Here is a 20,892-nt window from a genome sequence, read left to right on the forward strand (position 1 = left end):
GGCCGGGGGACACGGGACTCAGCGGGAGCGTGTGTACGTCACGGTCCGGGCCCCGGCGCGGAATCCCAGCGAGCCGTACAGCTTCGCCGGGACGGGATGGGCCTCGTCCCCCCTGGCGTAGACCATCGCCTCCTCCGCCCCCTCGGCGCGCAGGCGGTGCATCGCGTACAGGCACGCGGCCCGCGCCAGGCCGAGCCGCCGGAACTCCCGGGAGGTGCCGACCGGCTCGAACTGCCCGACGCGGTTGTCCGGGTCCAGCCAGGCCAGGCAGTAGGAGACCAGCCGCCCGTCCGGCGCCTCCACGACGCAGTCCAGCTCACGCCGGTACGGCCACGCCCGCATCACCCGGCGGTAGCTCTCCTCGGTGACCCCGGACGGGTGGAAGGCGGACCGGTGCGCGGCCACCCGGCCGGGGACGTCCTCGTCCCCGCGCAGGGAGCGCACGGTGAACCCGGGCGGCGTCTCCACCTCCGGGAGCCCGTCCAGGCCGCGCGACATGCGCAGGAGGAAGGAGGCGTCCTGCGCCCGCCGGTAGCCGCGGCGCGTGAGGACCTCCGCCAGACCCGTCTCGGTGTCGAGGATCGTGGTGGCCAGCCGGTCGCCCGCGGTGACTTCGTGGAACCAGTCGAGCACCTCGTCGGCGAGGTCGTCGGGCGCGACGAACTGCAGGCCGCCGGGGAGGCGCACCCAGGCCCACGCGATCGTGCGGCCCTCGCGCTCCCACAGCATCGTCGGCCACTCCGCCTCCCGGCCCCGGTGCTGGAAGCGGTCCCAGGCGAGCTCCCCCACATGGCACCGGCCGCCCGGCCCCCAGCCCGCCTGGACGAGCTCCTGCATCCTGCGCAGGTCCTCGGCGCCGCCGTACGGCCGCATGGTGATGTCGGACACCTGCTCGGCTCCTCCTCGGGTCGCTGCCAGGTCTTCCTCGGGCGGGACGACGACCGGCCCCGGGCCTGACCGGTCCGCGGTGCTCGGGGGCGGGTCCGGGAGCCGGTCGGGTCTCCGGCCCGGACGCACGGCTCCACGAGATCGCGTTCTATACGAGCATCATGCCTCTGATCCGGACGCGGTGCTGACGCCGGTGAGGCCGCCTTCGGACGGGACCGGACTCTCCGAGGTGCTTGCGGCAGGCGGACGGAACCCGTCATGATCATCCCTTCCGCCGGTGAAGGGATGATTCACGTGAAACATCGGACCGCCGTGATCGCCGCCGTGGCGGCGGGGGCGCTGGCCCTGGAGACCGGGCAGGCGTCCGCGCTGCCCTCCGGCTCCGCTCTCACGCACCCGTCCTCCCTCGCGAGCGCCCCCGTCTCCGCGAGCGCCCCCGTCTCCGCGAGCGCCCCCGTCCTCGGCGGATCCGTCCTTTCGGACGCCTCAGCCTCCGCGGGCTTCTCCGGTCCCGGATCGCGCCGGGCGCCGAAAGTGGTCGGGACCGACGTCAGCAACTGGACGGGGGACATCGACTGGGAGGCCGCCGCCGGCGCCGGCGCGGCGTTCGCGTTCGTGCACGCCTCCGAGGGCGTGGACTACGTCAGCCCCCGGTTCGCCGCGCAGTACGGCGGAGCCGCCGAAGCCGGCCTGCTGCGCGGGGCCTACCACTTCGCCCAGCCGCACGAGTCCGGCGGTGCGGAGCAGGCCGACTTCTTCGTGCGGAACGGCGGCCGCTGGACCTCCGACGGCCGTACGCTGCCGGGCGTCCTGGACCTGGAGGACAATCCGTACGGCAAGAGGAACCGCCTCGACAACTGCTACGGGCTCACCCCGCAGCAGGCGGTCACCTGGGTGGGCGACTTCACCCGGCGCTACCGGCAGCGGACCGGCAAGGACGCGATCATCTACACCACCACGAGCTGGTGGCGGACCTGCACCGGAGACTCGCGCGCCTTCGGCCGCCACCCGCTCTGGCTGGCCCGGTGGGGCACCGAGCCGGGGGAGATCCCGGCGGGCTGGAAGCGCCACGCCTTCTGGCAGTCGGCGGACAGGAGCGGCTCCCTGCCCGGCGGCCAGAACTCCTTCAACGGCACGGCGTCCCAGCTCAGGGCGCTCACCCGGGCGCCGTCGAAGATCCGGCTGACGGGTGCGGCGCGCGGGAACACCTACACGGTGACGGTCGCCAACACCGGCACCGAGCCGGTCACGGCGCTCAAGCTCACCGGCCGCACGTTCGGCGGCCAGAAGTTCACCAAGGCCGGAAAGGGCTGCCGGTTCAGCGGTACGGCGGTGCGCTGCACGATCACCAGGCTGGGCCCGAAGACGACGGCCAGGCTGACCTTCACGGTCGCGCCCGCCAGATCCGGCGGCCCGAAGCGGGGGCTGAAGGTCGCGGCCGGTCCGGTGACCCTGACCCTGGCCGCGGCCCGGTGAACCGGTCGCGTCGCTGACCGCGGCGGTCCCGGTTCTGGCAGGCTCGGAGGATGATCGAACAGTGGCGGGAAGTCGGTGACCGCGTCTACGTCAGGCGGCACGAGTCGTTCGACCTGAACGTCGGCCTCGTCGTCGGCGGCGAGGGCTGCCTGGTCGTCGACACGCGCATGTCCCACCGTCAGGGCCGGGAGCTGGCCGGAGCCGTCCGGGAGATCACCGCCCTGCCGTGGACCGTGGTCAACACCCATGCGCACTTCGACCATTTCTTCGGCAACGCGGTCTTCCTCCCCGCCGACATCTGGGGTCACGTCCGGTGCGCGGAGGCGGCCGCGGCCACCGGGGAGGAACAGCGGCGGACGTGGCTCCACGAAGGGCCGGAGGAACTGGCCGAGGTGGAGATCGTCCCGCCGAGCCGTACGTTCACCGGCTCCGTCACCCTCGACCTCGGCGGACGCCCGGTCCACCTGCGGCATCTCGGCCGGGGCCACACCGACAACGACGTCGTGGCCGAGGTCCCCGACGCCGGGGTGGTCTTCGCCGGGGACCTGGTGGAGGAGGGCGCGCCGCCGCAGTTCGGGGACGCTTTCCCGCTGGAGTGGCCGGACACGCTCGCCCGCCTGCTAGACCTGCCGGGCGAGGCGGTCGTCCCGGGCCACGGCGCCGTCGTCGACCGCGACTTCGTACGGCACCAGCGCTCAGATCTCGTCACCGCCGTCGGGATCCTCACGACGGATGGCGACCCCGCCCGGGCCCCGTTCCCCGCGGACACCATGGCGGAGATCGCCGCGCGGCTCCGCGGCCGGTAGGGCGCCGCTCAGGCGGGTGACGGTGCGGTCCGGGCCGGAGGGGCGAGGGGGAGGCGGGCGCGCAGGCAGGCTCCCGGCGGGCCGGACGCGACGGCCAGGCCGCCGCCGTGCCGTACCGCGACGTCCCGGGCGATCGCCAGCCCGAGCCCCGCGCCGCCCGCGTCCCGGTCCCTGGCCTCGTCCAGCCGGGTGAAGCGGTCGAAGACGGCCTCGTGGTGCTCTGCGGGGATGCCCGGCCCGTCGTCGCGCACCTCCAGGACGGCCTCGTCCCCCTCCGCCGCCAGCCGGACGGTGACCGCCGACTCCGCATGCCGTACGGCGTTGTCCACGAGGTTGGCCACCAGGCGGCGCAGTTGCTCGGCCGAGCCGCGGACCAGCACGTCGGCGGCGATCTCCAGGGCGACCCGCACCTCCGGCCGCGGCCGGGCCCGGGTGCCCTCCTCCGCGGCGACCTGTCCCAGGTCCACCTCGTCGTGGCGGGCCGGTTCGCCGGCGTCCAGCCGGGCCAGCAGCAGCAGGTCGGAGGTGAGCGCCTGGATCCGCTCCACGTCCGCCAGCGCCTCGGCGGTCAGCCGCTGGGGCGGCGCGAGTTCCAGGCGGGCCCGCAGGACGGCCAGCGGGCTGCGCAGCTCGTGGGCGGCGTCGGCGACGAAGCGCCGGTGGCGGCCGACGGCCAGCTCCAGGCGGTCGAGCGTGCGGTTCGTGGCCTCGGCCAGCCGGGCGATCTCGTCGCGGGACCTCGGCACGGGGACCCGCCGGTGCAGGTCGCTGGCGGTGATGTCGGCCAGCTCCGCCCGGATCGCGGAGACCGGCGCGAGCGCCCGGCCGACCGCCAGCCAGGTGAGGACCGCGACCAGCAGGAGCAGCGCGGGGATGCCGGGGAGCAGGACGCCCTTCAGGGTCTGCAGTGCGGCCTGGGCGGGCTCCAGGGAGGCACGGGCCCGCACGACCACCGTCCCCCCGGCGGTGCCGACCGGCGCCGTGGCGGTGACGAAGGTGTCCGCCGGCGCCCACCGCTCGGCGGGCAGGGCGGGTACGGCGTGCACGGAGAACTCCGCACCGGCGGGGGGATGCACCGTCTCGGTGAGGATCTGGACGTCCGGGTCGGCGGCCCCGGGGGCACGCCCGGTCGAGGAGCCCGGCGCGGGAACCGCCTCACCGGAGATCCGCTCGGCGACGACTCCGGCGCGCCGGACGGCCTCGTCGGAGGCGCTCGCCATCAGGCTCTCGCTGAGCACGCCGACCAGCACGGCGGCGGCGGCGGCCAGCGCGACCGCCACGATCGCGGTGGCCGCGAGGGCCGTCCGGACCCGGACCGACAGGCGCGGCACCTCAGGCCTCCAGCCGGTATCCGGCGCCGCGCACGGTCACCAGGGACGACCGGCCGAACGGGGCGTCGATCTTCCGGCGGAGCGCGCTGACGTAGACCTCGACGATGTTCGGGTCCCCGTCGTAGGCGAAGTCCCACGCCTGGGCGAGCAGCTCGCTCTTGGAGACCACCTCGCCCTGCCTGCGGGCCAGGCCGTGCAGGACCGCGAACTCCTTCGGGGTGAGGGAGACCTCCACCCCGCCCCGGTGGCAGCGCAGTCCCGCCGGGTCGACGACCAGGTCGCCGACCCTGATCGACGCCGGCCGGGCCCGGCCGCCCCGGCGGACCAGGGCGCGCAGCCGGGCCGGCAGGACGACGTAGGAGAACGGCTTGGACAGGAAGTCGTCGGCCCCGGTGTCCAGCGCCTCGGCCTCGTCGTGCTCGCCGTCCTTGGCGGTGAGCATCAGGATCGGCGTCCAGTTCTCCGCGTCGCGGAGCCGCGAGCAGACGGTGTAGCCGTTCATCCGGGGCAGCATGACGTCGAGCACGATCACGTCGTAGGGATTCTCCCCGGCCATCCAGAGCCCTTCCCGGCCGTCGTGGGCGACGTCCACCGCGAAACCCTCGCCGGCCAGCCCGCCCTTCAGCAGGTCGGCCAGGCGCTTCTCGTCCTCCACCAGCAGCACGCGCATGGCGCCAGCGTGCCGGACGCGACCTAAAGCCACCCTGAAGAAGGCGGGACGGCGAAGAGGAACCTGAAGAAGACGGGGCGGCGAGGAGGAACCTGAAGCCGGCTTCGGCGGCGTTCAGGACGGCTTCAGGTTCCGGGAGGGACGGTGTGGCCGCACCTTCCCACCGGACGCGGCCGATGCCCCAGCGGACACCGGCCGCCGGCCGGACGTCCGCCCGGCGCCGACAGGACTTCGATCCGAAGGGCGCCGGCCGGACGCCGGCCGGACTTCGACCCAACGAGGAGAACCGACCATGCGCATCCGCTTCCTCGCCGCCGCCGCGGTGACCACCGGAGCCCTGATGACCGTCCTGACCGGCGCGGCCGGTGCCTCCGGCACCCCCGCCCCCGCCGAATCCTCCGCATCCTCCGGGCTCGCGGTCCCGGCGGTCCCGGCGGCCCCGCCGGAGGGCGCCGTCACCATCGCCTGCAGGGGCGGAAAGGGGTTCGTCACCCGCGCGCTCACCGAGGCGGAGCGGGAGAGGCTTCGTGCCGAGGGGCGCAGGCGGGCGGGGGACGGGGAGGTGGTGCCCGCGGTGCCCGCCCTCCCCGCCCTCCCCGCCGACGGCCCGTCCGAGGTCCGGGTGGCGGAGCGGGGTGAGACCGTCCACCCGGAAGGGTGGGACGAGGTCCGGGTGCCCGGTGAGGCGACGCGCGGCAAGAGGCCCCACGGGAAGCCGTACTGCGTGAAGGCGTTCCCCGGCAGGGGGTCCTGCGAGGTCGTCAAGGGGCGGGCGGTCCCCGTCCCGCGCCACGGCTCCTCCGGCTCCTCCGGCTCCTTCCACTCCTCCGGTCCGGAGGACGTCGTCCGCGTGCGCAAGCTGCCCGGCAAGCCGGCCGTGGTCTGCGTCTCCGAGCGGCGATAACGACCCCGGGCGCCGTGCCGTACCGGGCGGGGACCGGTACGGCACGCACACCGGGAGCCGCCCGGCAGGACGGGGCGGACCCGAGGAGGTCCCGCCGTCCGGCCCCGGGGCGGACCCGCGGCCCGCAGGCCGCCCGGCGGCTCCCCGCACGCGCGTACGGCCCGCACCCGAGGGGGCGCGGGCCGTACGCGGCGGTCACGGATCAGGTCAGGTCAGGTCATGTTCCTGGTGACCTGGCTCCGGTCGGCGTCGGTGCCCTGACCGGTCACACCGGTCGTGGGCTCAGCCTTGTGGCTGAACTCCTCGGCCTTCGACTTCATCCCTCCGGCCACGCCGGAGACCTTGTCGGCCGCGGTCTTCGCCTTGTCGCTCATCCAGTGGGACGCGTCGCTCGCGCTGCCCTTCATCGTGTCGGTCCACTGGCTGGAGTTCTTGCGGTACATCGCGAAACCCGCGGCTCCGGCCGCGAGGCCGGTGAGCAGCAGGAGCATCGGCCAGTTACGGGATCTGACCTTGGCCGGGGGTGAGGGATCCAGCTTGGTCGCCGCCTGGGACAACATCGAGCTCAGCTTGGGTCCCAGCTGCTGCTCGACGGTGTGCGCGGCGGCGTCCAGCTGCGGCGCGGCCCATCTGCGGGCCTCGCTGATCTTCTCGTCCGCGGCGCTGACGGCGGCCTCACGGGCCTGCGCGGCCATCGGGCCGACCCGTTCGGCGGCTCGGGCGATCTGCAGCATGGCCTGGTCCCTGGCCACCATGGCCTGGTGTTTGGCCAGTCGCATCCGGGTCTCCGGAACCATGCTGGTGTTGCGCTTTCCGAACAGTGTTGCAAGAGGCACGGCAACTCCTCCCCTGTCGTTGGGGCCCCGCAGCGACCCCTTCCCGCTCGAAAGCGGCTCAATCATGACCAGTCGTGGGAGGATGTTGACGGGCCGGTGACGGCCATAGTTGACACAACAGCACAAATGCAGCGCCTGAGGCAGGCTTTGCGTGATTACCTGAAGGGGGCAGCCCGACCGTGGCTGAGAAGTTGATCGCTACCCTGAACACGAACCGCGGCACCGTGAAGGTGCAGCTCTTCCCGGACCACGCGCCCAAGACCGTGCGCAACTTCGTGGAGCTGGCCGAGGGCACCCGGGAGTGGACGCACCCCGAGACCGGCCAGAAGACCACCGACAGGCTCTACGACGGCACCGTCTTCCACCGGGTCATCGACGGCTTCATGATCCAGGGCGGCGACCCCCTGGGCCAGGGCATCGGCGGCCCCGGCTACAAGTTCGACGACGAGATCCACCCCGACCTCTACTTCAACCGCCCCTACCTGCTCGCCATGGCCAACGCCGGCATCCAGATGGGCCGCGGCACCAACGGCTCGCAGTTCTTCATCACCGTGGTGCCCACGCCGCACCTGAACGGCCGGCACACCATCTTCGGTGAGGTCGTCGAGGGTCAGGAAGTCGTCGACGCCATCGCCAAGACCCCGACGGGCCCCGGCGACCGCCCCGTCGACCCGGTCGTGCTGGAGAGCGTCACGGTCGACCGCGTCCAGGGCTGAACCTCCCGTGCGGCGGCCGCGGTGACGGCCGCCGCGCACGGGCGCCCCGATCGCACAGGCCTCGCGGTGAACCGCCGCGCGCGGACGCACGGCTCCCGGGGGCCGCGGTGACGGCCGCCCGGGCGCACGGTGCCCGGAAATCTGCATAGGGTTGGGTGAGGATCCGAGCACGGTCGAAAGGGTCGCCGACGCGTCATGACCACCCAGCCCCCCGGCGAGTCCGGGACCCAGGCCGTTCCCACCTGCTACCGCCATCCGGACCGCGAGACCTATGTGCGCTGCCAGCGCTGTGAGCGGCCCATCTGCCCCGACTGCATGCGCGACGCGGCGGTCGGCTTCCAGTGCCCCGAGTGCGTGGCCGAGGGCAACAAGGGCGTACGGCAGGCACAGGCGGTGTTCGGCGGAGGAGCGGTCACCACGCCCTACGTCACCTGGGGACTGCTGATCCTCAACGTGCTGGCCTACGTCGCGGAGAACGTCTCCGCCCAGGTTTTCAACGGCCTGGCCATGTCATCGGGGGCCGTCGCCTACGGAGGCGAGTGGTGGCGCCTGATCACCGGTGCCTTCCTGCACTCTCCGCTCGACGCGGGGAGCTTCGCGCTCACCCACATCCTGTTCAACATGTGGGCGCTCTACGTCATCGGCCCCGAGCTGGAGCGCCGTCTCGGCTCGATGCGGTTCCTGGCGCTCTACCTGCTCTCCGCGCTCGGCGGCTCCGTCGCGGTCTACCTGTTCGGCATCGCCGCGGTGGGCGCGTCGGGTGCGATCTACGGCATGTTCGGCGCGTTGTTCGTGGTCTCCAGAAAGCTCGGCTACGACGTCCGCGGAGTGCTCTGGCTGATCGGCATCAACGTGGTGGTCACATTCATGATCCCCGGCATCAGCTGGCAGGGCCACCTCGGCGGCCTGGTCACCGGTGTCGTGGTCGCGGCGACCCTCGTCCACGCCCCGGCCAGGAACCGCACCGCGGTCCAGCTCGCCGGCTGCGCCGCGGTCCTGCTGCTCCTGGTCGCCGCGGTCGGGCTGCTGCCGCCGTACGCCTACGACACCGCCCTCATCAACGGCCTCTTCGGCTGATCCACACCCTGACGCGCGTCCCCAGGGTGTGGACAGCCCTGTGGAAAGTCCTAACGCCAGCGGGTGGAGAGGATCACACCGAAGATGATGAAACCGAACCCGATGAGCAGGTTCCAGTTCGCGAGCGTCCCGAGCAGCGGCGCGTCCGGCGCCACGTAGTAGACGGCGATCCACAGGATGCCGATGATCCAGGAGGCCACCATGACCGGCGCCAGCCAGCGCGGGCTCATCTTGACCTGCTGGGTCGTCTTCGGCGGAGTGTAGACCGCCTTCTTGCGAGTCTTGGGCTTGGGCACTGGGGTTCTCCTGCGTCAACCCTGCGCGATCCGGATCGTGCGCAGGCTCTGTCGGCTAGCGTAGTCGCTGGTGAGCAAGGATAGTCGGCGCAGATGGGACATGGCGATCCCGCGGGCGCGGGCTTTCTCCGCCCGGGGCGGGCCGGTCGGCGGGTGGACATAGTCTGATGTGTCGTGTTCTCCTGCTGTGAATCGCAGATCCTCCCCGGCCGTCCGGTCGTGGCACGATGACCCGCGTCCTCGTCGTGGACAACCACGACAGCTTCGTGCACACCATCGTCCAGTACCTCCGCGAGCTCGGTGCCGTCTGCGACGTGCGCCCGCGCGACCACGTGGCGGTCGAGGACACGGCGGGCTTCGACGGGGTTCTGATCAGCCCCGGTCCCGGCGCCCCCGAGGACGCCGGGGTGAGCCTCCCGCTGGTCCGCCACTGCGAGGCCCGCGACCTGCCGCTGCTCGGTGTCTGCCTGGGCCACCAGGCCATCGCGGTCGCCCACGGCGCCGTCGTGACGCGGGCCCCGGAGCTGATGCACGGCCGTACGAGCGCGATCTCCCACGACGGGCGCGGGGTCTTCGCCGGACTGCCCTCCCCGGTCACCATGACGCGCTACCACTCGCTGGCCGTACTGCCCGGCACGGTGCCGGACGTCCTGGAGGTCAGCGCGACCGCGGACGACGGCGTGATCATGGGTCTCCGCCACCGTACGGCACCGGTCGAGGGGGTGCAGTTCCACCCGGAGTCGGTGATCTCCGAGCACGGGCACCGGCTGCTCGGGAACTGGCTCGCACGGATCGTGTAACGCCGCCCGCGCGCCGTACGACTAACCGGTGAGCCCTTCCGCCATTGCCCCCGAGTGGCGGAGGGGCTCTTCTCGTGCCCGGCGGAAGGCGCCGCGTCCGGTGTATGCGAGAGGGCCCCCGCCACGGGCGGGGGCCCTCTCAGGCCGGGCGGCCGGTCAGCCGTGCTCGCCGTCGGGATTGTCGAAGAACGGGTCGTCGGTCGGCTCGTCGCTCGGGACGTCCGGCTGGTCGTCGGTCGGCTCGTCGGTCGGGATGCTGGGATCGTCGGTCGGAAGGGTCGGCTCCGCCGTCGGCATCGGAGGCTGGCCGCTGGAGACGGTGAGCGTGATCGTGGTGCCCGGCTGGATCTTCGCACCGCTCCCGGGGGTCTGGCTGAGGACGGTGCCCTCCGCCTGGTCGCTCGGCTGCTCGACGGTCTTGACCTTGAAGCCCGCGTCCTTGAGCGCCTTGGTCGCGTCGCCCACCGTGTAACCGGTGACGTCCGGGACCTCGACGGCCTCCTTGGGGATGTAGATGCGGACGGTCCCGCCCTTGGCCGCCTTCTTCCCGGCCGCCGGATCGCTCTCCAGGACGACGCCCTGCGGGCGGGAGGACGCCTTGGTCACCACGGTCACCTCGAAGTCCTTGCCCTCGAGCTCGGCGGTGGCCTCCTCCACGGTCTTGCCGACCACGTCGGGCACCGTGACCCGCTCCACGCCCTTGGAGACGACGACGACCACCTCGGTGTCCTTGTCCACCTTGGCGCCGGCCGTCGGGTCGGTCTTGATGACCGCGTCCTTCGGCAGCTCCTCGTTGAACTCGTGGGTCACCTTGACCTTCAGCCCGAGATCGCTGAGCTGCTTGGTCGCGGCCTCGACCGTCTGGGAGGCCAGCGCCGGGATCTCGACCTTGCCGTCGCCCGTGGGCGTGCCCGGAGCACTGAGGAAGGTGTAGCCCACGCCGATGAAGGCACCGATGACCAGGAGCGGGATCAGGATCCACGCGGCGGTCTTGAGCGCGGTGTTGCCGCCTCCCTGGGCGCGCCGGCGTCCGCGCTCGCCCCGTCCGGCGCCGTCCTCGGTGCCGTACTCGTACGCCGGGACGGCGGTGGTGCGCTGGGTGACGGGTCCGCCCGGACCGGGCTGCTGCTGCTGCATGGTCCGGGTGGCCGCGCCGTAGTTGTTGGCCAGCGCCATCGTCTGGGCGTCCATCGGCATGCCCTGCAGGGCCCGCTGGATGTCGGCCCGCATCTCCCCGGCGCTCTGGTAGCGGTGCGCCGGGTCCTTCGCCATCGCCTTGAGCACGATGGCGTCGGCCCACGCGGGGATCTCCGGGTCGATCTGCGACGGCGGGATCGGGTCCTCGCGGACGTGCTGGTAGGCGATCGCCACCGGAGAGTCACCGGTGAACGGCGGCTGCCCGGTCAGCAGCTCGTACAGCACGCAGCCGGTGGAGTAGATGTCGCTGCGGGCGTCGACCCGCTCGCCCCTGGCCTGCTCCGGCGAGAGGTACTGCGCGGTGCCGATCACCTGGGCGGTCTGCGTCATGGTCGCGGCCGAGTCGGCCATCGCGCGGGCGATGCCGAAGTCCATGACCTTGACGTCGCCGTTGCGGGTGATCATGATGTTCGCCGGCTTGATGTCCCGGTGCACGATGCCGCCGCGGTGGCTGTAGTCCAGCGCCCGCAGGATCCCGTCGACCAGCTCGGCCGCCCGCTCGGGCAGCAGCCGCCGGTCGGCCCGCAGGATGTCGCGCAGCGTGCTGCCGTCGACGTACTCCATCACGATGTACGGCACGGGCGCACCCTCGGAGGTGTCCTCGCCGGTATCGTAGACCGCCACGATGGACGGGTGGTTCAGCGACGCGGCGGACTGCGCCTCGCGGCGGAAACGCGCCTGGAACGTGTGGTCCCTGGCCAGGTCCGCGCGGAGTGTCTTGATCGCGACGATCCGGTCCAGCCGGATGTCTCGGGCGCGATAGACCTCGGCCATGCCGCCACGCCCGACGACGCCGTCAAGCTCGTAGCGGTCGCCTAGGCGTCGAGGCTGAGTCATTTCCTGCACTGTCCCTTACCGTTCATCTTGGGTGCCGGTGAGCTCTCAGGCCACCGGTGTCCATCATCGGCCCCTTCCCGCATCACGTCTCCCCATTCGGTGGGACCGTCTCGCCGGGCTCGGTCGTGACACTCGGCGTGGGGTTCGGCGTCGTCGTCGGGGGCGGGGGAGTCGGGGTCGGAGTGGTCGGTGTGGGGCTCGGGGTCGGTGACTTCGTCGGCCCCGTGGTGGGCGTGGCCGACGTACTTACCGTAGCCGACGGCGACGGCGAAGGTCGGGGCGACTTGGTCGGAGGAGCGGCCGGCCGGGTCGTCGCAGGTCGGCTCCTGCCGGGGGTGGCGGTCGGCGACGTGGAGGCCCGCGGCTCGGGGGTGAACGGCTCCACCGACTCCTGCCTGTCGTCCGGGCCGGCCAGGTCCTGGGACATCAGCACGCCCAGCCCGACGGCGGCGGCGCAGCCCGCGGCCACCGCGGTGATCGCGCCGGCCCGGCGCAGCCCGTTGCGGCGCGGCGCGGCCCGCACGGCGCCCGCCGGGTCCGGTACGGCGCCCGCCGGGTCCGGTACGGCCTCCGCGGCGGGGAGGCCCCGGTAGCCGGTGGGATCGGTGAGCAGGACCAGGCCCGCGGCGCCCGCGGTGGCGAGCGACTCGCGCAGCACGTACGCCCGGTCCGACAGCTCCCTGGCGCTCGCCGGGCGCTGCGCGGGATCCTTGGCCAGGCAGGCCGCGACCAGGTCGCGCACCGGGCCGGGGACGCTCGCGGGCAGCGGCGGCGGCGGGTCGTTGAGGTGCATCAGCGCGATCGCCACCTGGTTCGCGGCGGTGAACGGTGGACGGCCGGTCAGGCACTCGTAGGCCACGACGCCCAGCGAGTAGAGGTCGGTGGCGGGGGTCAGCGTGGTGCCGGACGCCTGCTCGGGGCTGACGTACTGGGCGGTGCCGAGGATGGTCCCGGTCCGGGTGACGGACGCGGACTCCAGCGCCCTGGCGATGCCGAAATCGGTGATCTTGATCGCGCCGGCCCCGGTGACCAGCAGATTTCCGGGCTTGACGTCCCGGTGGATGATCCCGGAGGCGTGCGCGGCGTGCAGCCCTCTGGCGGTCTGGTGCACCACGTCGAGGGCGACCTCGGGGCTCAGCGCGCCGTTGCGGGCCAGGATGGCGGCCAGGGACTCCCCGGGGACCAGCTCCATGACGAGGTAGGCGACGTCGTCGGCCTCGCCGTAGTCGAAGACCTGGGCGATCCCGGGGTCGGCCAGCCCGGCGGCGATCCTCGCCTCGGTGCGGAACCGCCCGCGGAAGTCGGGGTCGTCCGCGAGGTGCCGCCGGAGCAGCTTCACGGCGACCTCGCGGCCGAGCAGCTCGTCCCTCGCCCGCCAGACCTCGCCCATGCCGCCCGCCGCGATGCGCTCCAGCAGGCGGTAGCGGTCCCCGAGGAACGACGTCATCTACCGAGCACCGCTTCCATCACGCTCCTGGCGATGGGGGCCGCGGTCTGGCCGCCGGAGGCGTCGTTGCCGGCGCTGCCCGACTCGACGATGAGCGCGACGGCGACCTTGGGGTCCTCGGCGGGGGCGAAGGAGACGAACCAGGCGTGCGGGGCGCGGTTGCCGGAGGTCTCGGCGGTGCCGGTCTTGCCGGCGACGGTGACGCCCGGGATCTGCGCCGCGCTCGCCGTGCCCAGGTTGACGACGTTGACCATCATCTCCTTGAGCTTGGCCGCGGTCTCCTCGCTCATCGCGGTGGAGAGCTCCTCGGGGTCGGCGGTCTCGACCTCGCCGCCCTCGGCGTCGGCGACCTTGTTGACGAGGTACGGCTTCATGACCACGCCGTTGTTGGCGACGCCCGCCGCGACCATGGCCATCTGCAGCGGCGTCATCTGGTTGTTGCGCTGGCCGATCGAGGCCTGGGCGAGCGCGGCCTGGTCCTCCTCGTCGCCGATGCTGCTGGCCGAGACCGGCATCGGGATCTCCAGTTGCTCCCCGCCGATGCCGAACCTGGCGGCCTGCTCCTTCATCGCGTCGTAGCCGAGGTCCATGCCGATCTTGCCGAACGGCGTGTTGCAGGACTTCTCCAGCGCGTACGAGAGCGTCACGCGACCGTTGCCGCAGGCGGAGTTGCCGTGGTTGGGCAGGTCGTGAGTGGTGTTCGGCAGGTCGAGCCGGGTCGGGGCGTCGATCTGGCTCTGCGGGCCGAGGGTGTCGTCGCTCTCCAGGTAGGCCGCCATGGTGACGACCTTGAAGGTCGAGCCCGGCGGGTAGGTCCGCTCGATCGCCCGGTTCAGCAGCGGCTGGTCCTCGTCCTCGGCCAGTTTCTCGTAGGCCTTGTTCACCCCCGCCTTGTCCGCCTTGGAGAGCGGGTTCGGGTCGTAGGTGGGGACGGAGACCATGGCCAGGATCGCACCGGTCTTCGGCTCGATCGCGACCAGCGCGCCCTTCTTGCCGCTCTCGCTCAGCGCCTTGTAGGCCGCCTCCTGCGCCTTGGGGTTGATCGTCAGGTCGACGTTGGCGCCCTTGGTCTGGGTGCCGCTGAACAGGTCGATGCTGCGCCGGATGAGCAGGTCGGCACTGGACCCGTCGAGCAGGTTGTTCTTGGCCCGCTCGATGTCGCGGGTGCTCTCCGGCGCGAAGAACCCGGTGATGGGCGCGTAGACCTTGCCCTCGGGGTAGCGGCGGGCGTATTTGAAGGTGTTGTCGCCGGTCTCCACCGACTCGGCGAGCACCTTGTTCCCCGCGGTGATCCGGCCGCGCTGGACCTCGTAGCGGGCGTAGAAGTTGCGGAAGTTGCGGGAGTCCTCCCGGATGCCCTCCGCCCGCACGGCCTGCAGGTAGTTCACGTTGAGCATGAGCAGGCCGAACATCAGGATGCAGGCCAGGGCGACGCGCTTGAGGGGACTGTTCATCGCTGGAACACCTGCGTCATTCCTTCGTCCTGGATGGCCTGGGGCGCCGGCCTGCGCGCCGCGTCCGACATCCGCACCAGCAGCGCGATGAGGATCCAGTTGGACAGCAGCGCCGAGCCGCCCTGCGACATGAACGGGGTGACCAGGCCGGTGAGCGGGATCAGGTTGGTGACGCCGCCGACGATGATGAAGACCTGCCAGGCCAGCAGGAACGACAGGCCGCCCGCCAGCAGCTTGGTGAACGGGTCGCGGGCCGCGATCGAGGTCCGCAGGCCGCGCTCGACCAGCAGTGCGTAGACCATCAGCAGGGCCATCAGCCCGGTCAGGCCCAGCTCCTCGCCGATCGCGGCGAAGATGAAGTCGGAGAAGGCCAGCGGGATCAGCCCCGGATGGCCCTGACCCAGCCCGGTGCCGAGGATCCCGCCCTGGCTCAGACCGAACAGGCCCTGCATGAGCTGCGCGCTGCCACCGAGCTCGCGCTCGAAGAGCACGGGGTCCGCCGGGTTGAGGAAGACCTCGAAGCGGGCGTACACGTGATCGAAGATCGTCCCGGCGAGGATCGCGCCGCCGACGAAGAGCAGGATGCCGATCAGCACCCAGGAGGTGCGCTGGGTGGCGATGTAGAGCATCGCGATGAACGTGCCGAAGATCAGCAGGGAGGAGCCGAGGTCCTTCTGCAGGATCAGCACGCCGAGGCTGAGCCCCCAGGTGATGAGGATCGGCCCGAGGTCGCGGGCGCGGGGCAGGTCGATGAAGAGCAGTCGCCGCCCGGCCAGCGCCAGCACGTCGCGCTTGGCGACCAGGTAGCCGGCGAAGAAGACGATCAGGGCGAGCTTGGCGAGCTCGGCGGGCTGGAGCTGACCCACGCCGGGGATGCCGATCCAGATCCGCGCACCGTTGATCTCGACGCCGAGGAACGGGATCAAGGGTGAGACCAGCAGGAGGAGACCGGCGGCCCCGGCGGTGTAGGTGAGCCGCTGCAGGGCGCGGTGGTCGCGGAGCACGATCAGCGTCACGCTGAACACGACGACCCCGACGGCGGTCCACAGCAGCTGGGTGTTGGCGGACACACCGCCCTTCCCGCCCGCGCCCAGCTCCAACCGGTAGATCATCACCAGCCCGAGGCCGTTGATCAGCGTCACCAGCGGCAGGATCAGCGGGTCGGCCCAGGGCGCGAACTTCGCCAGCACCAGGTAGGCGGCCAGCATGAAGCCGCCCAGGCTGAGCCCGTAGGTGAGCATGCCGGAGGGGACCTGCCCGTCGATCGCCAGGCCCACGTTGGCGTACGCGCCCAACGTGATCGCGACCGCGAAGGCGAGCATCGCCAGCTGCGCCAACCGCCGTTTGGCCGGCAGGGGGACGGGTTCGACGCTAGGGGTGCTCATGTCTCTATTGTGACCTTGTGGGTTTCGGGGTGGGGGTGCCCTTCTGCGGCGGGCTGGCGGTGGCGGCGGGCGGATCGGTGCTGGTCGTGCCGTCGTCGGGGGCCTTGTCACCGGTGTCACCGGTGTCTGCGGTGTCGGGGGTCTGCTCGGCGGAGGCCTTCAGCTCGGCCACCTTCTTCAGGCCCGCGTCGACGTTCGCGACCGGGATGCCGTCGCGCACCTGGCCCTGCTGGAACGCGCCGAGGGTCGAGACCGCCACCTTGGTGCCGCGGACGGGGTCGAAGAGCTCGACGGGGCCGAGGGTGGTGTTCACCCCGCGGTAGACCACGATCTCGTCACCCCGCACCCCCACGAAGTACTGGTCGTCGAGCCACTGGCTCCCGAAGTACCAGCCTAGGCCGCCGCCGACGAGGACGACGCCTCCCAGCGAGGCCAGGATCGGCCACACGCGCCGGCGTCTGGCCGGGCGGCGGGCCGCGGCCTGACCCCTGGGGGCGGGCTCGTCGAGGTCGTCGTCCGTGACGACGGGCTGGGGCATGGTGATCGCCCCGGCCCGGGCGCCGGGCGTGCCCGGCGCCGCCGGTGACGGCTGCGAGAGGCTCAGGGTGGAGCCCGCGGCGCCCACCACGGCCGCCTCGGTGGACGGGGCGGAGAACCCCTCGTCCAGTTCCAGCACGTCGGCGACCACGCAGGTGATGTTGTCGGGGCCGCCGCCGCGGTTGGCCAGGTCGATCAGCGTGCGGACCACCGTCTCGGGGTCGTCGATCGTGGAGAGCGTGTGGTGCAGCGTCTCGGCGCTCACGACCCCGGACAGCCCGTCGGAGCAGAGCAGGTAGCGGTCGCCGACCTGGGCCTCGCGGAGCGACAGGTCGGGGTCGACCTCGCCGCTGCCGTCCAGCGCGCGCAGCAGGATCGAGCGCTGGGGATGGGTGGCGGCCTCCTCCAGGGTGATCCGGCCGTCGTCCACCAGCGACTGCACGAGGGTGTGGTCGTGCGTGATCTGGTAGAGCTCCCCGGTGCGCAGCAGGTAGGCGCGCGAGTCTCCGACGTGGACCAGCGCGACCCTGGTGCCGGACCACAGCATGGCGGTCAGGGTGGTGCCCATGCCCTTGAGGCTGGGGTCCCGCCCCACCATCTCGTGGAGACGGCGGTTGGCGTCGCGGACGGCCGCCTCGATGGCGCTGAGCAGGTCACCCCCGAGTGCGTCCTCTTCGAGGGACGACATGGCGGCGATGGCGACCGAGCTGGCCACCTCACCGTGTGCGTGTCCGCCCATGCCGTCCGCGACGGCGAGCAGGCGGCCGCTGGCGTACGCCGAGTCCTCGTTGCCTTCGCGGAGGAGGCCGACGTCCGAGCGGGCGGCGTAACGGAGTGCGATGGTCATTTGCGCAATTCGATGACGGTCTTACCGATGCGGATCGGAACGCCGAGCGGCACCGGAGTCGGACGGGTGACTTTGGAGCGGTCGAGGTAGGTGCCGTTGGTCGATCCGAGATCTTCCACGATCCACTGACCGTCCTGGGGGAAGAGCCGGGCGTGCCGGCTGGAGGCGTAGTCGTCGCTGACTACCAGGGTGGCGTCGTTCGCCCGGCCGATGGTGATGGGCGTCTCCGAGAGGGTGATGGTGGTGCCCTGGAGGGGGCCGCCGGTGACGACCATCTGCCGGGGCTCTCCCTTCTTGGACTTGGCCGCGGGTTTGGCCGGTTTGGGAGCCTTGCGCGCGGGAGCGGTGGCGGGCGTGCGTGATCCGAACAAGTCTGTCCGGATCACACCGACCGCGGCAATCACGAAGAACCACAGCACCGCGAGGAACGCGAGGCGGATCAACAGCAGCGTGAGCTCGGACATGGACCGTCTGTTTACCTTTAATCGCGCCGGAAAACCAGGGTCGTGCGCCCGAGCGTCACGCGAGTGCCGTTCTGGAGCTCGATCCGGCGAACCGGCTGGCCGTTGACGAAAGTGCCGTTCGTGGAACCGAGGTCGACGAGCACGACCTGCGGGCCCTCCACTCGCAGCTCGGCGTGGTGCCGGGACACGCCCGGATCCACGAGCCGGAGATCGCAGTCGGTGCCCCTGCCGAGCAGGGTCACCGGTGTGGTCAGATCGTAGGACCGCTGGCCCTGCGGGTCATCCTGGGTGGAGACCAGCAGCCGGGGCCTGCCCTCGAACGCGTGCGAGCGGCCGGCGGGCACGTCGGTCACGGGCTTGCGGATCTCGTCCTGCTCGACCGTGGCTCCGCGGATCACTCCGGAGCGGATCCGGAACAGGCCGACCGCGAGGTCGTCCGCCGTCTCGAAACGCACCCGGACGGGTCCCACGAACGAGTAGCCCTGCTCCTTGGCGTACTCGCGGGCGAGGTTGGCCAGCTCGTGGCTGATGCTGTCGGCGTACACCTGCAGGCGCTCGCTGTCGGTCGTGGACAGCTCGACCACGAAGTCGTTCGGGACGAGGGTCCGCCCCTGAGCGACGATCGCGGCCCGCTCGTCCATCTCCCGCTGCACCGCGCTGGCGACCTCGACCGGCTGAAGGTCGGACTTGAACGCACGCGCAAAGGCCCCCTCAACCAAGCCTTCGAGCCTCCGCTCGAAGCGCTGAAGGACTCCCACCGGGTACCTCCCTTCCTCCGTCATCTAGAAGGATCGTATCCGGGTTCGTGGGTACCGGCTGATCCGTGCTAATGTTTCGAGCGCACCCAAACAAGGGCGGGTGGCGGAACGGCAGACGCGCACGGTTCAGGTCCGTGTGTCCGAAAGGACGTGAGGGTTCAAATCCCTCCTCGCCCACTCTGGATCGCCGACGAGATCGGTGATCCGACAGTGACGGAACTCGGCCCCGGCTCGCAAGAGCCGGGGCCGAGTGCTTTCTGCGGATCCCGCGCGGTGTTCGGGCACGGAGAGATGTCTACCCGGCCCGGCTTGCGAGCTGCTTTCGTCCCACTTGCACCATTTTTACCGGATGAACCTCACCGCCACGTCAACGGTCCTACCGGGCAGTGCGTCGCTCGCGTTCGAAGCGGTGGTCATGGTCCAGGTCTCCTTCTGTTCGTGCGTGGCTCCAGGCGCTCCGGGCCGTCTGCGCGCGGCGCTACCCGCGTTTTGCGTTGGAAGCATAGAATATTGCGCGTGACGCAAGAAGATGGAGACCTGGACAGCCTCGTACGCAAACGCATCCGCGCCCTGCGGGTGGCGCAGGGCTGGTCCCTGGAGGAGTTGTCCACCCGCGCGAACCTCAGCCAGTCCTCACTGAGCCGCATCGAGAACGGCCGGCGCCGCCTTGCGCTGGATCAGCTGGTCGTCCTGGCCCGTGCCCTGGACACCACACTGGATCAGCTCGTGGAGACCGCCGCCGACGATGTCGTCACCAGCCCGATGATCGACGGCGCCCACGGTCTGATGCGGTGGCCCATCAAGGGCGATCCCGGCATGAGCGTGGTGCGCCAGCGCATGACCGAACCGCCGCCCGACAATCCGGCGCGCATGCGCGCCCACGCGGGGCGCGAATGGCTCGTCGTCCTGTCCGGCACCGCGGTCCTCATGCTCGGCCACCGCCGCTTCCGCATCGAGACCAACCAGGCCGCGGAGTTCCCCACGATGATGCCCCACGCGATCGGCGCCGAGGGCGGCCCCTGCGAGATCCTGGGCATCTTCGACCGCGACGCCCGCCGCGGCCACCAGCGCGAGAACGGCGAGCGCGACGCTCAGGGCGCCGGTGAATGACCGTGCGCGGCGGCGGCATCTTGCGCACCGGGCAGCATATTCGGCCATCGTCTTGCCTAAACTGAAAGAGGTTGTGCTCCAGGCGCATGACCGTCCTACCTTGAAGGCATGAACCAAGCGCACTCGCACACCCCGCACCACGGCGCTCAGCATGATCACCACCGGGAGCACGACGCCGGCGGCCAGGCGGAGATCCTCGACCTGGACGCCGAGGTCCTCGCCGAGCACATTGCGTCGATCACCGCCTGGCTGCCGCTGGAGAGCGCGCCGCGCCGGATCGTGGACCTGGGCTGCGGCACCGGCGCGGGAACCTTCGCGCTCCTCGAACGCTTCCCCGACGCGCACGTCACCGCCGTCGACACCTCGGCCGGACACCTCCATCTCCTGCGCGAGAAGGCACGCGCCCGCGGTGTCGAGGGGCGCGTACGGACCGTGCAGGCCGACCTCGACACCGACCACTGGCCCGACCTCGGCACGCCGGACCTGGTGTGGGCCTCGGCCTCGATGCACCACATGGCCGACCCCGACCGCGCCCTCCGGAGCGTCCGCGAACTGCTCGCCCCCGGCGGCCTGTTCGCCGTCGTGGAGCTCGCGGGTTTCCCCCGCTTCCTCCCCGCCCACGCTCCGGAGAACCGGCCCGGCCTCGAAGAACGCGTCCATGCGGCGACCGACGCCTTCCACGCCGAGCATGTTCCGCACCGCGGCGCCGACTGGGGCCCGATGCTGACGGCCGCCGGCTTCACCGTCGAGGACAAGCGCATCCTCACCGTCGACATCGAAGGTGAGCGCAGCGAAGCGGTCGGCCGCTACGCCCACGGCGGCCTGCAGCGCATCCGCGACGTCGCCGCACCCGCCCTCGGCCCCGAGGACCTCGCCGCGCTCGACGAGCTCCTGGACACCGACAGCCCGAACAGTCTTCTACGCCGCGAGGACCTCGCCGTACGCACCGAGCGCACCGTCTGGGCCGCCCGCCGCGCCGGGGGTCCTCTGTAGCCGCGGTCGCTTGTCGGCGGCTTTCGGACGGCTCGTACAGGCTTCATAGGCTGCGGTTCTACG

At 71.7% G+C, this 20,892-nt stretch carries 20 protein-coding genes and 1 tRNA gene; 9 read left to right on the forward strand and 12 right to left on the reverse strand.

Annotated elements, in window-relative coordinates:
• Positions 1-18: 18 nt before the first annotated feature.
• Positions 19-888: a GNAT family N-acetyltransferase gene (locus IEZ06_RS19285; RefSeq protein WP_189238097.1), complete on the reverse strand. Its 870-nt coding sequence runs from the start codon at positions 886-888 to the stop codon at positions 19-21.
• A gap of 294 nt (positions 889-1,182) precedes the next feature.
• Between IEZ06_RS19285 and IEZ06_RS19290 the strand changes: the two genes are divergently transcribed.
• Complete coding sequence (locus IEZ06_RS19290; RefSeq protein ID WP_189238098.1) at positions 1,183-2,364, forward strand: GH25 family lysozyme; 1,182 nt, start codon at positions 1,183-1,185, stop codon at positions 2,362-2,364.
• Between the two features lie 50 nt (positions 2,365-2,414).
• Entirely contained in the window at positions 2,415-3,170 is a 756-nt protein-coding gene (locus IEZ06_RS19295) for an MBL fold metallo-hydrolase (RefSeq protein ID WP_189238099.1), read from the forward strand.
• Between the two features lie 8 nt (positions 3,171-3,178).
• On the opposite strand, the gene IEZ06_RS19300 is transcribed toward IEZ06_RS19295, so the two are convergent.
• Positions 3,179-4,501, reverse strand: a complete 1,323-nt coding sequence (locus IEZ06_RS19300; RefSeq protein WP_189238100.1) for a sensor histidine kinase — start codon at positions 4,499-4,501, stop codon at positions 3,179-3,181.
• Position 4,502: 1 nt separating this feature from the next.
• A complete protein-coding gene (locus tag IEZ06_RS19305) occupies positions 4,503-5,171 on the reverse strand; it encodes a response regulator transcription factor (RefSeq protein ID WP_189238101.1) in 669 nt (222 codons plus the stop codon).
• A gap of 292 nt (positions 5,172-5,463) precedes the next feature.
• On the opposite strand from IEZ06_RS19305, the gene IEZ06_RS19310 reads away from it, so the two are divergent.
• Positions 5,464-6,075, forward strand: a complete 612-nt coding sequence (locus IEZ06_RS19310) for a hypothetical protein (protein WP_189238102.1) — start codon at positions 5,464-5,466, stop codon at positions 6,073-6,075.
• 212 nt (positions 6,076-6,287) lie between these two features.
• Here IEZ06_RS19310 and IEZ06_RS19315 read toward each other — a convergent pair whose 3' ends face one another.
• Complete coding sequence (locus tag IEZ06_RS19315) at positions 6,288-6,911, reverse strand: hypothetical protein (protein ID WP_189238103.1); 624 nt, start codon at positions 6,909-6,911, stop codon at positions 6,288-6,290.
• Between the two features lie 179 nt (positions 6,912-7,090).
• On the opposite strand from IEZ06_RS19315, the gene IEZ06_RS19320 reads away from it, so the two are divergent.
• Positions 7,091-7,627 (forward strand): peptidylprolyl isomerase, encoded by a 537-nt coding sequence (locus IEZ06_RS19320; protein WP_189238104.1) that lies wholly within the window; start codon positions 7,091-7,093, stop codon positions 7,625-7,627.
• A 195-nt stretch (positions 7,628-7,822) separates the two neighbouring features.
• Positions 7,823-8,704 carry a rhomboid family intramembrane serine protease gene (locus tag IEZ06_RS19325; protein ID WP_189238105.1) on the forward strand — a complete coding sequence of 294 codons (882 nt, stop codon included), beginning with the start codon at positions 7,823-7,825 and terminating at the stop codon, positions 8,702-8,704.
• A gap of 50 nt (positions 8,705-8,754) precedes the next feature.
• On the opposite strand, the gene IEZ06_RS19330 is transcribed toward IEZ06_RS19325, so the two are convergent.
• Complete coding sequence (locus IEZ06_RS19330; protein WP_068900149.1) at positions 8,755-9,000, reverse strand: cell division protein CrgA; 246 nt, start codon at positions 8,998-9,000, stop codon at positions 8,755-8,757.
• Positions 9,001-9,227: 227 nt separating this feature from the next.
• Between IEZ06_RS19330 and IEZ06_RS19335 the strand changes: the two genes are divergently transcribed.
• Positions 9,228-9,800, forward strand: coding sequence for an anthranilate synthase component II (locus IEZ06_RS19335; protein ID WP_189238106.1), 573 nt, complete (start codon positions 9,228-9,230; stop codon positions 9,798-9,800).
• A gap of 156 nt (positions 9,801-9,956) precedes the next feature.
• Here the strand turns inward: IEZ06_RS19335 and pknB are convergent, their stop codons facing one another.
• The 7 genes from pknB to IEZ06_RS19370 form a co-directional block, all read right to left on the reverse strand.
• Positions 9,957-11,834: a Stk1 family PASTA domain-containing Ser/Thr kinase gene (pknB, locus tag IEZ06_RS19340; RefSeq protein ID WP_189238107.1), complete on the reverse strand. Its 1,878-nt coding sequence runs from the start codon at positions 11,832-11,834 to the stop codon at positions 9,957-9,959.
• Between the two features lie 82 nt (positions 11,835-11,916).
• Positions 11,917-13,281 carry a serine/threonine-protein kinase gene (locus IEZ06_RS19345; RefSeq protein ID WP_189238108.1) on the reverse strand — a complete coding sequence of 455 codons (1,365 nt, stop codon included), beginning with the start codon at positions 13,279-13,281 and terminating at the stop codon, positions 11,917-11,919.
• Entirely contained in the window at positions 13,278-14,735 is a 1,458-nt protein-coding gene (locus IEZ06_RS19350) for a peptidoglycan D,D-transpeptidase FtsI family protein (RefSeq protein WP_189238109.1), read from the reverse strand. Before IEZ06_RS19350 ends, IEZ06_RS19345 begins: the two co-directional genes overlap by 4 nt.
• On the reverse strand, positions 14,732-16,120 hold the full coding sequence (locus IEZ06_RS19355; protein ID WP_189238110.1) for an FtsW/RodA/SpoVE family cell cycle protein: 1,389 nt from the start codon (positions 16,118-16,120) through the stop codon (positions 14,732-14,734). Before IEZ06_RS19355 ends, IEZ06_RS19350 begins: the two co-directional genes overlap by 4 nt.
• Before the next feature lie 4 nt (positions 16,121-16,124).
• Positions 16,125-17,504, reverse strand: coding sequence for a PP2C family protein-serine/threonine phosphatase (locus IEZ06_RS19360; RefSeq protein WP_189238111.1), 1,380 nt, complete (start codon positions 17,502-17,504; stop codon positions 16,125-16,127).
• Positions 17,501-17,968, reverse strand: a complete 468-nt coding sequence (locus tag IEZ06_RS19365) for an FHA domain-containing protein FhaB/FipA (RefSeq protein WP_068900135.1) — start codon at positions 17,966-17,968, stop codon at positions 17,501-17,503. The genes IEZ06_RS19360 and IEZ06_RS19365 overlap by 4 nt, the downstream gene beginning before the upstream one ends.
• 17 nt (positions 17,969-17,985) lie before the next feature.
• Positions 17,986-18,726: an FHA domain-containing protein gene (locus IEZ06_RS19370; protein WP_189238112.1), complete on the reverse strand. Its 741-nt coding sequence runs from the start codon at positions 18,724-18,726 to the stop codon at positions 17,986-17,988.
• Between the two features lie 94 nt (positions 18,727-18,820).
• On the opposite strand from IEZ06_RS19370, the gene IEZ06_RS19375 reads away from it, so the two are divergent.
• From IEZ06_RS19375 to IEZ06_RS19385, 3 genes are all read left to right on the forward strand, one after another.
• Positions 18,821-18,903 (forward strand) — tRNA-Leu (locus tag IEZ06_RS19375).
• Positions 18,904-19,242: 339 nt separating this feature from the next.
• Complete coding sequence (locus IEZ06_RS19380; RefSeq protein ID WP_203872016.1) at positions 19,243-19,836, forward strand: helix-turn-helix domain-containing protein; 594 nt, start codon at positions 19,243-19,245, stop codon at positions 19,834-19,836.
• A gap of 108 nt (positions 19,837-19,944) precedes the next feature.
• Positions 19,945-20,829 carry a class I SAM-dependent methyltransferase gene (locus IEZ06_RS19385; protein ID WP_189238113.1) on the forward strand — a complete coding sequence of 295 codons (885 nt, stop codon included), beginning with the start codon at positions 19,945-19,947 and terminating at the stop codon, positions 20,827-20,829.
• Positions 20,830-20,892: the final 63 nt, after the last annotated feature.

It is taken from the genome of Planomonospora antibiotica, from assembly GCF_014647955.1.
In the GTDB taxonomy this organism is placed as follows: domain Bacteria; phylum Actinomycetota; class Actinomycetes; order Streptosporangiales; family Streptosporangiaceae; genus Planomonospora; species Planomonospora parontospora.

Bases quoted from the DNA above. Each gene is read 5' to 3' on its own strand.
- IEZ06_RS19295 (WP_189238099.1), top strand. From the start codon at position 2,415: ATGATCGAACAGTGGCGGGAAGTCGGTGACCGCGTCTACGTCAGGCGG.
- IEZ06_RS19305 (WP_189238101.1), bottom strand. From the start codon at position 5,171: ATGCGCGTGCTGCTGGTGGAGGACGAGAAGCGCCTGGCCGACCTGCTG.
- IEZ06_RS19310 (WP_189238102.1), top strand. From the start codon at position 5,464: ATGCGCATCCGCTTCCTCGCCGCCGCCGCGGTGACCACCGGAGCCCTG.
- IEZ06_RS19325 (WP_189238105.1), top strand. From the start codon at position 7,823: ATGACCACCCAGCCCCCCGGCGAGTCCGGGACCCAGGCCGTTCCCACC.
- IEZ06_RS19335 (WP_189238106.1), top strand. From the start codon at position 9,228: ATGACCCGCGTCCTCGTCGTGGACAACCACGACAGCTTCGTGCACACC.
- pknB (WP_189238107.1), bottom strand. From the start codon at position 11,834: ATGACTCAGCCTCGACGCCTAGGCGACCGCTACGAGCTTGACGGCGTC.
- IEZ06_RS19345 (WP_189238108.1), bottom strand. From the start codon at position 13,281: ATGACGTCGTTCCTCGGGGACCGCTACCGCCTGCTGGAGCGCATCGCG.
- IEZ06_RS19350 (WP_189238109.1), bottom strand. From the start codon at position 14,735: ATGAACAGTCCCCTCAAGCGCGTCGCCCTGGCCTGCATCCTGATGTTC.
- IEZ06_RS19355 (WP_189238110.1), bottom strand. From the start codon at position 16,120: ATGAGCACCCCTAGCGTCGAACCCGTCCCCCTGCCGGCCAAACGGCGG.
- IEZ06_RS19360 (WP_189238111.1), bottom strand. From the start codon at position 17,504: ATGACCATCGCACTCCGTTACGCCGCCCGCTCGGACGTCGGCCTCCTC.
- IEZ06_RS19365 (WP_068900135.1), bottom strand. From the start codon at position 17,968: ATGTCCGAGCTCACGCTGCTGTTGATCCGCCTCGCGTTCCTCGCGGTG.
- IEZ06_RS19385 (WP_189238113.1), top strand. From the start codon at position 19,945: ATGAACCAAGCGCACTCGCACACCCCGCACCACGGCGCTCAGCATGAT.